The sequence below is a fragment of the Streptomyces sp. NPDC044044 genome (genome assembly GCF_056434405.1).
On sequence record NZ_JBWKFG010000001.1, the window covers coordinates 495,478 to 507,650 of the forward strand.

Genomic DNA, 12,173 nt, shown 5'->3' on the forward strand with positions numbered 1-12,173 from the left:
TGAGAAGGAAAGGTGAAGGAGCGGGGACATTTCACCTTCGGAGGCAACGGAGCGGGCCTTCGGGACGTCGCCAGGCCGACGCCGCCCGGTTGATGAGACCCTTTGCCCGGCTCCTCGCGCCAGCGGTCGAGTGCCGCATGGGCGCCGAGTGCGAAATGAGTACCGAACCGGAGGATCAGCAGGCCATGCCAGAAGCAGTCGAAGCGCGCGTCATCCTGAGCAACGTGCCCGGTTCCTTCCCCCGGAGCGTGCTCGCCGAGCGGCATCCCGCGCTCATCAAGAAGGTGCGCGACGCCTTCCCCTACGGCCCGCGTCAGCATCGCGCCCTCGACGCCCTGCTGACGCAGGCCACGCAGGGAGTGATCGAACCGCCGGGACCCGACGCGCACGACCGCCACCTGTGGGAGGCCTGGGGGAGTGAGTACGTCGGTCTGTCCTGGTTCGACGCGCCCTTCCTGTGGTCCGAGAGCTACTTCTACCGTCAACTTCTCACCGCTGTCGGGTACTTCGAGGCCGGGCCCTGGCAGGGCATCGATCCGTTCCGTCCGTTCAAGCAGGCGGAGCTGCACACCAAGGAGGCCGCCGATGAGCTGGCTGCCCTGGACGGGCTGACCCTGCGGCCCCTCGGCGAGCAGCGTCAGGCCCTGCTCCTCGGTGCGCTGTGGGGCAACCGCGCGGACCTGGGTTTCGCCGTGGGCGGCGGCGCGGCAGGGGCCGCCGACTCACGTCTCGTCGCCGACGACTCCGCGCTGCTGTGGTCGCTGCTGCCCGAGGGCGGCGCGGCCACGCTGTGCCTGGTCGCGGACAACGCGGGACGAGAGCTCCTGCCCGACCTCATCCTCATCGACCACCTCCTGCGGCACCGGCGCGCCGAGCGGGTCGTGCTGCACGTCAAGCCCTACCCGTACTACGTCTCGGACGCCATGACCGCCGACGTGATCGACTGCCTGCGCCACCTGACCGGCGCGCGGGGCGTCGCGGCCGAGGTGGGCGAGCGCCTGTGGTCGGCCATGGGTACCGGCCGGCTCACCGTCCGCAGCCACACCTTCTCCTGCGCCCCGCTGCCGTACGCCGACATGCCCGACGACCTGCGCCAGGAGTTCGCCGGGGCCGATGTGACCGTCATGAAGGGCGACCTGAACTACCGGCGCCTTGTCGGCGATCAACTGTGGCCGGCCACCACGCCGTTCGAGGAGCGCACCGCGTACTTCCCCGGCCCGGTGGCCGCCCTGCGGACGCTGAAGTCCGACGTGATCGTCGGACTCGACGAGCGGACCGAGGCGACGCTCGTCGCCGAGCACGGCCAGGGGTGGCGCACCAGCGGCACGCACGCCCTGATCCAGGCGCGGCGGTGACCTCTGGGGCCTTCCGGAGCCTCAGGAGGTGACCAAAGGCTTTGCCTTTCGCTCCCGCGGTCGTTATCGTTTCAACGGTCCTGTTGTCTCCGATAGAGGTGGACGTTGCGCATCTGAGGTTCGCGATCATCGCGCCGTACGGCCTTCGCCGTACGCCCGTCACGCCGCAGCCGGCCTTGCCGTGCCGCCCGTGACCCCGCGTGGATGCGACCTCGGTGCATGAGCCGTCCCTCGATCTTCCGGACCGCCGCACCTCCTCTCTCTCGGTCGGTCGCCGCGTGGTGCTCGCATACGACACCCCCTGTCCACCGCGCCTGCGACTGCGAGAGTCATCATGTCTGTACCCACCACGCCCAGCGCCTCCCTCACCTGTTCCGCCCTGTCGTTCCAGTGGCCGGACGGCACGAGCGTCTTCGACGGGCTCTCCGTCAGCATCGGACGCGGCCGCACCGGACTCGTCGGCACGAACGGTGCGGGCAAGTCCACCCTGCTGCGCCTGCTCGCCGGTCAACTGCGCCCGTCCCAGGGCTCGGTGACCGTCGGCGGCAGCCTCGCCTACCTGCCGCAGAACATCACCCTCGACACGACCCTGCGCGTCGACCAGGCCCTCGGCATCGCCGAGCGGCGTGACGCGCTGCGCGCCATCGAGTCCGGAGACGTGCGCGAGCAGCACTTCGAGACGGTCGGCGACGACTGGGACGTCGAGGAGCGAGCCCTGGCCACGCTGGGTTCACTCGGGCTCGGCGACGTCGAACTCGACCGCACCGTGGGTCAGTTGTCCGGCGGGGAGACCGTTCTGCTGCGCCTGGCCGCACTGCTCCTGGAACGCCCTGACGTGCTGCTCCTCGATGAGCCGACCAACAACCTCGACCTGTTCGCCCGGCGCCGGCTCTACGAGGCCGTCGACTCCTGGCGCACCGGTGTCCTGGTCGTCGTCAGCCACGACCTCGACCTGCTGGAGCGAGTGGACCGCATCGCCGAACTGCGCGCCGGATCGGTGAGTTGGTACGGCGGCGGCTGGTCCGCCTACGAGGAGGCGCTTGCCACCGAGCAGGAGGCGGCCGGGCGGATGCTGCGGGCAGCGGAGGCCGACGTACGACGCCAGAAGCGCGAACTGGAGGAGACCCAGGTCAAGGTGGCCCGGCGCCAGCGGCACAGCAAGAAGATGGATGCCCAGCGGCGCGCCCCGCGCATCGTCGCGGGCGAGAAGAAGCGCTCCGCGCAGGAGTCGGGGGACAAGCTCAGGGGCCTGCACGAGGACCGGCTCAACGAGGCGCGCGAGCGGCGCGAGGAGGCCGCGGACGCGATCCGCAACGACGCCGAGATCCGCGTCAGCCTTCCGCACACCGCGGTGCCCACGGGCCGCACGGTGCTCACCCTGCGCGAACTGCGCCCGCAGTTCGGCAAGTTGCGGGACGGCAGCCTGGAGGTGCGCGGGCCGGAAAGGATCGCCCTCGTCGGGCGCAACGGCGCGGGCAAGACGACGCTGCTCCGCACCCTCACCGGGGATCTTGCCCCGCTGTCCGGCGAGGTCAGGACGTCCGTGCCGGTGCGGTTCCTGCCGCAGCGCCTGGATGTCCTGGACGACGACCTGAGCGTCGCGGCGAACGTCTCACGGCTGGCTCCCGGTCTCACCGACAATCACATCCGCTCCCAGCTCGCGCGCTTCCTGTTCAAGGGGGCACGCGCCGAACAGCAGGCGGGCACCCTCTCGGGCGGCGAGCGCTTCCGCGCCGCGCTCGCGGCGATGATGCTCGCCGCCCCGGCTCCTCAGCTCCTGATGCTGGACGAGCCGACGAACAACCTCGACCTGGCCAGCGTGCGCCAACTGACCGGCGCGCTCGAGTCGTACGAGGGAGCACTCCTGATCGCCAGCCACGACCTGGCCTTCTTGGAGTCGGTCGGCATCACGCGCTGGGTGCTCGTGACGGACGAGCTCCAGGAGACATCCGCGGAAGAGGTCCGCGACCTCCTCGCGGCGCCGCTGGGGGACTGACGGCGCCCTTCAGCGGCTGGAGCGGGTGACGGCTTCGAAGACCAGCGGGAGGTTCAGGTGCCGTGCCACCAGGACGAGGTGGGCCCGCTCCTCCTCCTCGGGGACTCTGCCGCCGGGCATGGCCTTCAGGCGCGATGCGTCCGGCAGCGGCGGGCGGCCCTGGCCGCGCGCGTGTGCCGCGTGCAGCACGACGGCGGCGGCCTGCGCCGCGACGAGGTCGAAGTCGCGGGGCAGGTCGGACTCCTGGTCCGCAAGACCGGCCACGGCCTGGGCCGGTGCCCCGCTCCACCACGGGCTCAGGACGCGCTCGCCCTCGCGGATCTCGGCGAGCCGGCGGAGCAGTTCCACCCGCCAGTTCCGCCACCAGAACAGCGGCTGCGGGGCGAGGACGAGCTGTCCGTTGTCCTCGCCGAGCCGGGTCGCCACCTTCCACAGCTGTTCCATCGTCCGGCAGTCGCGGCGCTCCGCGCGCCGGGAGCTGAACACGAGCCGGGCCAGCGCGAAACTGGCGGCCACGCCGCTGGCGATGGTGGCGAGCCACGCGCACTCGGCAAGGAAGTCGAGACGGTGCGTGCCCGTGCTGACGGCCGAGATCACCGCGGTGAGGGTCAGGGCGATGTTGACGATGTCCAGGGCAACGGCGGTCGCGAAGGCCTTGAGGCTCTTCTGCAGGGCCACGTCGAGGTCGGGGCGCCCCGGCATGACGACTCCACGGCATTGCTGCATGGTGACCAGCGCGGTGGCGACGATGCCGGCCGAGTAGACGACCTGGAAGGCGACGACCTGCCAGATGTCGGCGTAGGCCGCGGCGTAGCGGAGGGGGCGGGCGGGGCCCTGCACGTCGGCCCAGGCGTAGAGGACGGCCATCAGGATGACCGCGGTGCCGTACACCGGTGCCCAGGTCGCGATCGTGCGGCGCAGCGCGGTCCGTTCTTTGCGGGCCGGGTGCCAGAGCTGAGTCATCAGGTGGGCGTGGCCGAGGCACAGCAGGGTGGCCGAGTTGACGATGAGGGCGGGAAGGTTGGCGGAGCCCGCTGCCGCTCCCACCGCCCGGTAGACGGCGGGCGTGCACAGCAGGAAGATCACGCCGCAGTGGATCAGGACCGAGGCCGTCAGTTTGAGGGTGAGGTCGGGATTGCCCCGCGCCGCATGGGCCTTGGCGCATCCCAGGATGAGGGAGAACGCGGCGATGGCGAGGTTGACCGTGGTGAGGACCAGGTGCCACATCAGTGGAACCGCCGGTTGGCGAAGGCGGAAGTGAGCGACCCCGCGCCCTTCTTCCCGGTCAGCTGCAGCGCGGCGACCGTCCCGAACGCCTCCGCGCGCCACTCCGCCTTGCGCTCGAACGTCGTACGGAAGAAGACGGGACCGCTCAGCACTTCGTCCACCAACCCTGGTGGCAGCGACGACAGTTCGCTCTCCAGGGCGTCGGCGCCCTGGAAGTGGTGCCCGCTGACGCAGTCGTCCTCCTCGCCCTCGAGCAGGTGGAAGAGCTCGTGGCCCAGGATGAAACGCTGGTGATGCGGGCTGGTGTTGGTGGTGATGACGATGCGGTCCCCGTCCTTCCCCGGCAGGCACATGCCCGTCGCCTGCGGGCTCAGGGGGCGCTGGACGATCTCGATGGGACGGCCCCGCTTCTTCCCGACGGCCTCGACCAGGTCCATGAGCCCCGCGTCGGGGGCCAGTTGGAGTTCCTTGTAGATGAGGCGAGCGGCGCGACGTTCTTCCAGGCTCCAGGCAAGGCGTTTGCGCAGGGCCGTCGAGACCCGTCCGGGGACCAGGCGACCGGGGCCGGAACGGTGCTCGGGCTCGGGGGTGCCGGTGGAATGCATGGGGGTCAGCCCTCCCAACGTTCACGCTCCCCGTCCGTGACAGGCTGTGTCCGATGGCCTGCGCCGGGACACTATCAGCCCACCTTTGTCGCCTCTTCTCGGCTAGGGGCTCGTCCGGTTCCTCAGCAGAGCCGGCAACGCTCGGGCGGCATTGGATGAGTACGAGGCCACCGGCACAGGATCGCCGACGAGTTCGACGTCGAACCGGCCGTGCAGGGCCCGGAGGGCGGTCGTGCCCATCATCTTCGCCAGCGGGGCCCCGATGCAGTAGTGGATGCCGTGGGAGAACCCGAGGTGGGAGGCGGCGGCCTGCCGAAGGGTGTCGAACTCCTCTGCCGTCGGGCCGAATTGGCGGGGATCGCGCCCGGTGGCCGCCACATGGATCACCACGGCCTCACCCGCCTTGATCCGAGTGCCCGACAGGGGCACGTCCTTGGCGGCGTAGTAGAACATCACCGTGCGGACCGGGCTGTCGCGGCGCAGCGTCTCGTCCACGACCGAGGGCCATGCGTCCGACTCGCGTGCCAGGGCCAGCTGTTCGGGATGGCCGACCAGGTTCACCACCGCGTTCCCGATGAGGTTGGCGGTGGTCTCGTGCCCCGCGAAGAGGAACAGGAGCAGGGTCTCCGTCAGCTCCTTCTCGCTGAGGCTGCCCTGCCCGTCGCCGTGGGCGGAGATCAGCGCCGACGTCAGATCGTCGCCGGGCGCCGCGGTCTTCTCCGTGATCAGCTTACCGATCACGGCGGCGAGACCGGCCTTCGCCGCCGGTGCCTCATCGGCACGACTCTCGTCGTGCAGCGCCGCGAAGTTGTCGGCCAGCTGTTCGCTCCGATCCGGATCGAGCCCGAACAGGCTGCAGATGATGGCCATGGGCAGCGGCAGAGCGAAGGCCTGCCGCAGGTCGACCGGGCCGGGCACGGCCGCGAGCTCGTCGACCAGGCCCCGGACGATCTCCTCGACGCGTGGCCGCAGGGCCTCGATCCGGCGCGGTGTGAAGGCCTTGCCCACCAGCTTGCGCAGCCGGGTGTGGTCATCGCCGTCCGCGTTGAGCATGCCGGAGAGCGTGATCAGCTCCAGCAAGGGCCAGCTGTCGGGCACCTCACCGTCGGTGTACGCCTGCCAGTGCGCCGGGTTCTTGCGGAAGTCCGGGTGGGTGAGGACCTCGCGCGCGGTGGCGTGGTCCCCGGTGGCCCACACCTCCACGTCGCCGGTGAGCCGGACCCGCACCACGGGGCCCTGGTCCCTGAGGCCGCGCCCCTCGGCCACGACGGGGTCGCGCGGGTCGAGCAAGGTCACTTGAGGTGGCGTCGGATCAAGCACGAGGGGGAACCTCCGAGGCTGGGACCGAGCGAGCGGTCGGGGCGAACCGGACGGGCAGGGCCTCCAGGGCGCGCACGATGACGGACGGGCGCCAGGTCAGGGACGCTCCGTCGGCGAACCGGACATCGGGCAGCCGTTGCAGCAGGCAGTCGACCGCCGTCACCGCGATCGCCTCCGCCAGGTCGGGGAACGGACACTCGTGTTCCCCCGCGCCGTACGGGAGGTTGGCCTCGCTGTGGGCGGCCATCGCGGCACGTTCGGCGTCCGACCCCATGCACGGGTCCTGATTGACGGCGGCCAGGTCGAGCACGAGCATGTCGCCGGCCGCGATGTCCCGTTCGCCCAGGCGGGTGTCCCGCGTGGCCCAGCGGCCGATGACGCGCTGCAGTGGAGGCTGCTCCCACAGCGTGGCCCGCATGGCGCCCTCGATGTCGGCCAGGCCGTGGTTCACGTCGTTGCGCATCTTGGCGCTGTTGACCTGCCGCTCGAGGCCGTTCGAGATCCAGTTGCCCATGGCGCCCATGGCGGAGGCCAGCGTGAGCCACACCTGTTCGCGGATCTCCTCGTTGCTGCGGGCGATCTCCTCCGCGCTGTGGGCGTCGCCCTCCTCGATGAGCCAGGCGATCGCGTCGGCACCGAGCTCGCGCCGCCGGTGGGCGATGTGGCCCTCGATGACGTTCATGATCTGCTGGTTGGCCCGCAGCGCCTTGTCCCCGCCGTCGAGCAGCGCGGGCAGGGCCGTCACCAGCTGCAGCGCCGCCCGCTCGGAGAACCCGAAGATCCGCATCAGGACCATGAGGGGCAGTTGCGCGGCGTAGTGGGCGACGAGGTCCGCGCTCCCGGTCTCACAGAACTCGTCGATCAGGCGGTTCGCTCGGTCGCGGGTGTAGCGGCGCACGGTCCCCGGCCGGGTCCGGCCCAGGCTGCGGGTGAGGGCCCCGCGCAGCCGTGTGTGTTCCTCGCCCGCGGCGAACAGGGCGTTGGGGCGTTCCTGCGTGTGCAGCGCCAGCGACCAGTCGGCGGGTACCGGACCGCGCGGCCGCCAGTGCCGGGGGCTCCGGCTGTAGAGCACCCCCTCGCGCATCACCCGCTTCGTCTCCCCGAACCCGATGACCAGCCAGCCGAATACGCCGTCCAGGGTGACGGGAACGACGGGGCCGTGCTCGGCCCGCATCATGCGGTACATCTCCCGCGGGTCCGGGTGGGCGTCGATGTCCGCCAGCGGCAGCGCCGCCTGGTGAGCGGGGCAGGCGGCGGGAGGTAAGAGAGTGCTGGCACCAGCGGGAGAATCAGGATATGAAGTCATGACACCGATTTCGTTGTCCACAATTGGGGAATTTCGCAGCTTGCGGCTGGCGCGACCGGCCGGGCTGCGGCCCTGATCTGGTCTGTGATCTTCCAGCACCCCGCGACAGGGTGTCAACGATCGGGGAAGCACGCAGAGAGGGGTGGCTCGTCAGTGGCTATCCTCACAACAGCCCATCGTGTCCCGTGGCCCTTGGAGACCTACAGGTGAACGCAGACGCCGACCCCAGAGGCGGCGACATCGACCGCCTGCCGGCCGGTACCCACCCGGACGCCCATCGGGAAGAGGCGCCCCGGGAGTACCTTCTGAGATTTGCCATCGACCGCTTCCTGGTCGATGTCGACGCCTACGCGGGCCGGTTGGGGAAGACGCGGGGGGACCTGCTGCCTCCCGAGCACGTCTCCTACATGACGGGGATCGCCGCCGAGCGCGCGCAAGCGCTGCTGAACGGCGCGCCTCTCACCGAGGAGGAGCCGGCGGAGGCCAGGGAGCGGGAAGGCTTCCGACTGGCCCTGCTTCTGCCGCGGTTGAGCTTCCTCAGGGCCACGCGACTCAACCCGGCAACTCAGAGGCCGTACAAGGACGCCGACATCGCCGCCCGGACCGGCATCACGCGACAGACCGTCTGGAACATCTTCAACGGCGAGCGCAAGCCTCGGCACGACATGGTCGGCACCCTGGAGAACTTCTTCCACGCCCCCCTCGGGTTCTGCTTCCGCAGTGAGGGCGAGGCGCTGGTCGAGCATTTGAGGCGCATGGTCAACGAAGATCTGCCGAAGCTGGCGACCAAGGTGGCCCTCAAGCGGCTCGGGGCCGACAGTCTCGCCCTGCGCAGCAACGGCGAGGTCGACGTGCTGCGGGACATCCTCCCCGCCCTCGACACCCTCGCGCTCCAGGAGCGTGCGCGGCGGGCGATGCCGGAATCACGGGACGAGTAGGCGATCACCCCCTGAGTGCCCCAATTGTTGACAGGTCGTCGGGCATACACAAAGATCTACGTGATCCCAGGCTCGGTCGACCCCCCGAACTCCAGGGTGCTTCGGTTCACCCCGTGACTCCGCGGCCGCCCGCACCCCACCGGGCCCCGCCGAGCACCGCAGAGGTGCTGATCGTCAATCCTTGAGGAGCACATCCGTCATGGCCCTCCAGCCGGTCGCGCCCGCTGCCCTTGAGACCGCATCGCACCCGGACCGCGTGGCGGTGGTCGTGGCCCCTTACGGTGATGACGGCGCGTACGCAGGCGAGTTCACCGCTCGCGGCTGGCCCTGCGTGGCGATCGAACTGGCCCCCGAGACGCTCCCGCCGGAGCTCGCGGGCTCCACCGTCAGCGGGGAGTACCGCCGCCGGATCGTGCACACCGGATCCCTGCGCGAGACCGTCAAGTTACTGGCGCCCCACCAGGTGGGCGCGGTGGTCCCCGGCAGCTCCCTGGGGATCGACCTCGCCGACCAACTGGCCGCGCGGCTGCGGAGCACGGGCAACGACCCCTCCAGCTCGCCGCTGCGCCACGACATCGGCCTCCAGGCCGAGACACTGGCGGCCGCCGGCGTCGCGGCCCCGCGCGGCATCCGCACCGCGAACCTGGCCGCCGCGCTCGACTGGGCCGCCTTCTACGACCTGCCGGAGTACGTCGTCGCAGCAGCCGACACGGCGCTCGACGCTCCCGTCCGGCGGTGCCGGTCGGGCTACGACCTCGCCGTGGCCTGGCGCGCGATCCGCAGGATCGCCCATCAGCAGGGCCTCGACCCGCACTTGGTCCTCCAGGAGCATCTGTCCGGGGCCGTCTACCACCTCGACACCGTCACCGGTAGCGGCCCCTTCGGCGCCGTGCAGCACCGCGTCACCCGTGTCTGGGCCGAGACCCGGACCCCCTCCGGACTGCACGACAGGTCGGACCTGGTCGACCCGCGCGGTCACGCGCCCCGCGTCCTGACCCTCTACATGCAGCGGGTCCTGGACATCCTCGGGGTGACCACGGGCGCACTCCGCAGCCGACTCGTGGTCGTGCACGGGCAGGGACCGGTCCTGGTGCGCGCCGAGTCCGGGCCGCCGATGGACGCCGCCGACCGCGTCCTGCGCGAGCTGACCGGGAGCAACCTCGTGCAGGACGCCGTACAGGCGGTGCTCCCCGAGAGCCCCCGGACCGCGACAGGTTCCTCGCCCCGGCCGCACGTCGCACGCGTGTCCCTGATCGCTCCGCAGGACGGCGCGCTCGACGAGGAGTTGCTGCGTACGGTCACGACGCTCCCCACCGTCCGGCAGGCCGTGGGCGACCTGCGCCCCGGTGCCGGGGTGCGAAGAACAGTGGACAGGGCCAGCTCCCCGGGCGAGCTGGTCCTGGCAGCCGACAGCCGCACGGACGTCGACAGAGACCACCGGGCCATCAGGTCGGCCGAGCGCCGTGGCCTCTACCGAGGTACGGCTGCCTGACCCCCGCCCACCGCTGCACTACGCGGAGGAGCACCCCAACTCCCGCCCCCCCCACGCCCCCCCACACACGCCGGGAACAGCCCGGCCATCGACCAGGAGGTCACCTTGTTCCACCGCAACACCGCACTGCGCCTCGCCGTACCGACCGCCGCGCTCGCCCTGGCCCTGACGGCCTGCGGCGGCGGCGACTCGAAGTCGGAGGATTCCGAGGGCAAGCCCAAGGACGGCGCCGCCAGCTCCCAGCCCAAGGTGGAGAAGCTGGCCGCCGGCGCGAGCACCACGGGGAAGGTGGAGGAGGACGGGGCCGCCGTCACCTACGACGTCGCCGCCCAGAAGGTCGAACTGGGCACGGCAGCCGACGCCGAGAAGCTGGTCCAGGACCCCGAGGACGCCAAGGGCCTGGTCCCCGCGGTCGCCCACATCAAGTTCACGCACAAGGGCGGTGCCCCGCTCACCGACACCCCCGACGTGGCGGACACCACGGAGATCTGGGCGGACGGCACCCGCGGCGGCCTGCTCATCGGCGCGGCCGAGGACGCGCAGGGCTGCGAGGACCCGCTGGACCTCGAGGGCTGGAAGAAGGGCGAGAGTCACGTCCTGTGCGAGACCTACCTGGTTCCCCAGTCCGCGAAGAACCTGGAAGTGCACTGGGCGGAGAAGGACGACGCCGAGCCCGCCATCTGGAGCCTGCCCGCCGAGTGAGGCGAGCGCTGGCCACGGCGCACGGCGCCGTGGCCCGCCCGGCAGCAACCGCCCGGTGCGGTGCGGTCAGTCGTGCAGGGCCACCAGGACGACGGCGGCCGAGGCGGCGCCGAGTGCCAGGGCGGCGATGCCGTGGGAGAGGCGGTGGGTGCGCGGGACGGGCAGGAAGTGGTCGACGGCGTACCTGCCGGGTCCTGCCAGTGCCAGGCTCACGGCAGCCGTGAGCAGGACCAGGTCGTACTCGATGCCGGAGGGGTTGAAGAAGCCGTTGCCCCACTTCATGGCGATGGCGTTGAGCATGATGCCGAGGATGCCCGCCCCGGCGAGCGGCGTGAGCAGGCCGATGGCGAGGCCCAGGCCGCAGAACGTCTCGGTGAGGCCGGCGACCGTGGCCATGGCCTTCGGGGCGGAGTAGCCGTCGCTCGCGAAGAACCCCGCGGTGCTGTCGAGGCCGGCGCCGTTGAACCAGCCGAACAGCTTCTGGGTGCCGTGGACGGCCATGGTCAGGCCGACGGCGCAGCGCAGCAGCAGGAGTCCGATGTCCATGCCGGACTGCGAGGCGGCGAGCGGGGAGCCGGTGCCGCCCGGAGCGGCGGTGTGCGTGTCGGTGGAACCGGCGGAAGAGGAAAGGGGCATGCGGATCTCTCCAGTTGATCGATGCGATCGGTGTGATCGGTGTGATCGGTGAATGGGGTGGTGCGATGCCGATCGGTCTCGTCGGCGTGGGTGCGGGTGGAGAGATCCCGGCTACGTTCTGATGACCTGGGTTCTGTAGAGGTCGACGGATGTCGCGTCCGGGGGCGAGGCTCCGGGCAGCGCGGGGACGTCGTCCCGCGGTTCGTACGACGCGGGTGCCGCCCCGAAGACAGGTGAGGTGGTCCGCTCGGGGGCGGGCAACGCCTCGCGCGGGGTCCTGTTCTGGCCCTCGTGACAGCCGCGGCCGCCGACTCGGTCACCGCCGCTGTCACGGCTCCCGTCGTACGGTCCGAAGGCGACGGCGGTCGCGCCGCGTTCTTCGGTGACCGACGCGAGGGCGGTCCCTGACGGCCCGTCGACTCCGAGCAGGGGGATGAGGAAGAGGAAGGCCATGGCCAGGAGGACAGTGCACACCGCACTGCCCTGAGGTCGCCTCTCCCGTATGGCCATGTCCGACCGATGGTAAGCCAGGGGCGGCGGCGGGCGCAGGAGGAGAATGAGGCACCTGACATGACACCCGCCGCGAACGGCCCGGT

The 12,173-nt window shown here is 71.0% G+C and carries 11 protein-coding genes; 5 read left to right on the forward strand and 6 right to left on the reverse strand.

The features are described from left to right. Positions 1-185 precede the first annotated feature (185 nt). Together AC07AG_RS02340 and AC07AG_RS02345 are read left to right on the forward strand one after the other, a co-directional pair. A complete protein-coding gene (locus AC07AG_RS02340; protein ID WP_478750982.1) occupies positions 186-1,355 on the forward strand; it encodes a damage-control phosphatase ARMT1 family protein in 1,170 nt (389 codons plus the stop codon). A gap of 334 nt (positions 1,356-1,689) precedes the next feature. Further along, a complete protein-coding gene (locus tag AC07AG_RS02345; protein WP_478750984.1) occupies positions 1,690-3,351 on the forward strand; it encodes an ABC-F family ATP-binding cassette domain-containing protein in 1,662 nt (553 codons plus the stop codon). 9 nt (positions 3,352-3,360) lie between these two features. Here AC07AG_RS02345 and AC07AG_RS02350 read toward each other — a convergent pair whose 3' ends face one another. The 4 genes from AC07AG_RS02350 to AC07AG_RS02365 all read right to left on the reverse strand — a co-directional run bounded on the left by AC07AG_RS02350 (position 3,361) and on the right by AC07AG_RS02365 (position 7,680). Further along, a complete protein-coding gene (locus AC07AG_RS02350; RefSeq protein ID WP_478750986.1) occupies positions 3,361-4,578 on the reverse strand; it encodes a DUF6545 domain-containing protein in 1,218 nt (405 codons plus the stop codon). Then, positions 4,578-5,183: an ImmA/IrrE family metallo-endopeptidase gene (locus tag AC07AG_RS02355; protein WP_478750988.1), complete on the reverse strand. Its 606-nt coding sequence runs from the start codon at positions 5,181-5,183 to the stop codon at positions 4,578-4,580. Before AC07AG_RS02355 ends, AC07AG_RS02350 begins: the two co-directional genes overlap by 1 nt. Positions 5,184-5,285: 102 nt before the next feature. Beyond that, on the reverse strand, positions 5,286-6,479 hold the full coding sequence (locus AC07AG_RS02360) for a cytochrome P450 family protein (RefSeq protein ID WP_478750989.1): 1,194 nt from the start codon (positions 6,477-6,479) through the stop codon (positions 5,286-5,288). Between the two features lie 16 nt (positions 6,480-6,495). After that, positions 6,496-7,680 carry a cytochrome P450 family protein gene (locus AC07AG_RS02365; RefSeq protein WP_478750991.1) on the reverse strand — a complete coding sequence of 395 codons (1,185 nt, stop codon included), beginning with the start codon at positions 7,678-7,680 and terminating at the stop codon, positions 6,496-6,498. A 335-nt stretch (positions 7,681-8,015) separates the two neighbouring features. On the opposite strand from AC07AG_RS02365, the gene AC07AG_RS02370 reads away from it, so the two are divergent. From AC07AG_RS02370 to AC07AG_RS02380, 3 genes are all read left to right on the forward strand, one after another. Further along, positions 8,016-8,747, forward strand: coding sequence for a helix-turn-helix domain-containing protein (locus AC07AG_RS02370; RefSeq protein WP_478750993.1), 732 nt, complete (start codon positions 8,016-8,018; stop codon positions 8,745-8,747). Positions 8,748-8,946: 199 nt separating this feature from the next. Then, positions 8,947-10,239, forward strand: coding sequence for a hypothetical protein (locus AC07AG_RS02375; protein WP_478750994.1), 1,293 nt, complete (start codon positions 8,947-8,949; stop codon positions 10,237-10,239). 105 nt (positions 10,240-10,344) lie between these two features. After that, complete coding sequence (locus AC07AG_RS02380; RefSeq protein WP_478750996.1) at positions 10,345-10,941, forward strand: hypothetical protein; 597 nt, start codon at positions 10,345-10,347, stop codon at positions 10,939-10,941. Between the two features lie 66 nt (positions 10,942-11,007). On the opposite strand, the gene AC07AG_RS02385 is transcribed toward AC07AG_RS02380, so the two are convergent. Then, the gene (locus AC07AG_RS02385) at positions 11,008-11,577 is read right to left on the reverse strand and encodes a DoxX family protein (protein WP_478750998.1); all 570 of its coding nucleotides are present in this window, start codon (positions 11,575-11,577) and stop codon (positions 11,008-11,010) included. 111 nt (positions 11,578-11,688) lie between these two features. After that, entirely contained in the window at positions 11,689-12,087 is a 399-nt protein-coding gene (locus tag AC07AG_RS02390) for a hypothetical protein (protein ID WP_478751000.1), read from the reverse strand. Positions 12,088-12,173 lie beyond the last annotated feature (86 nt).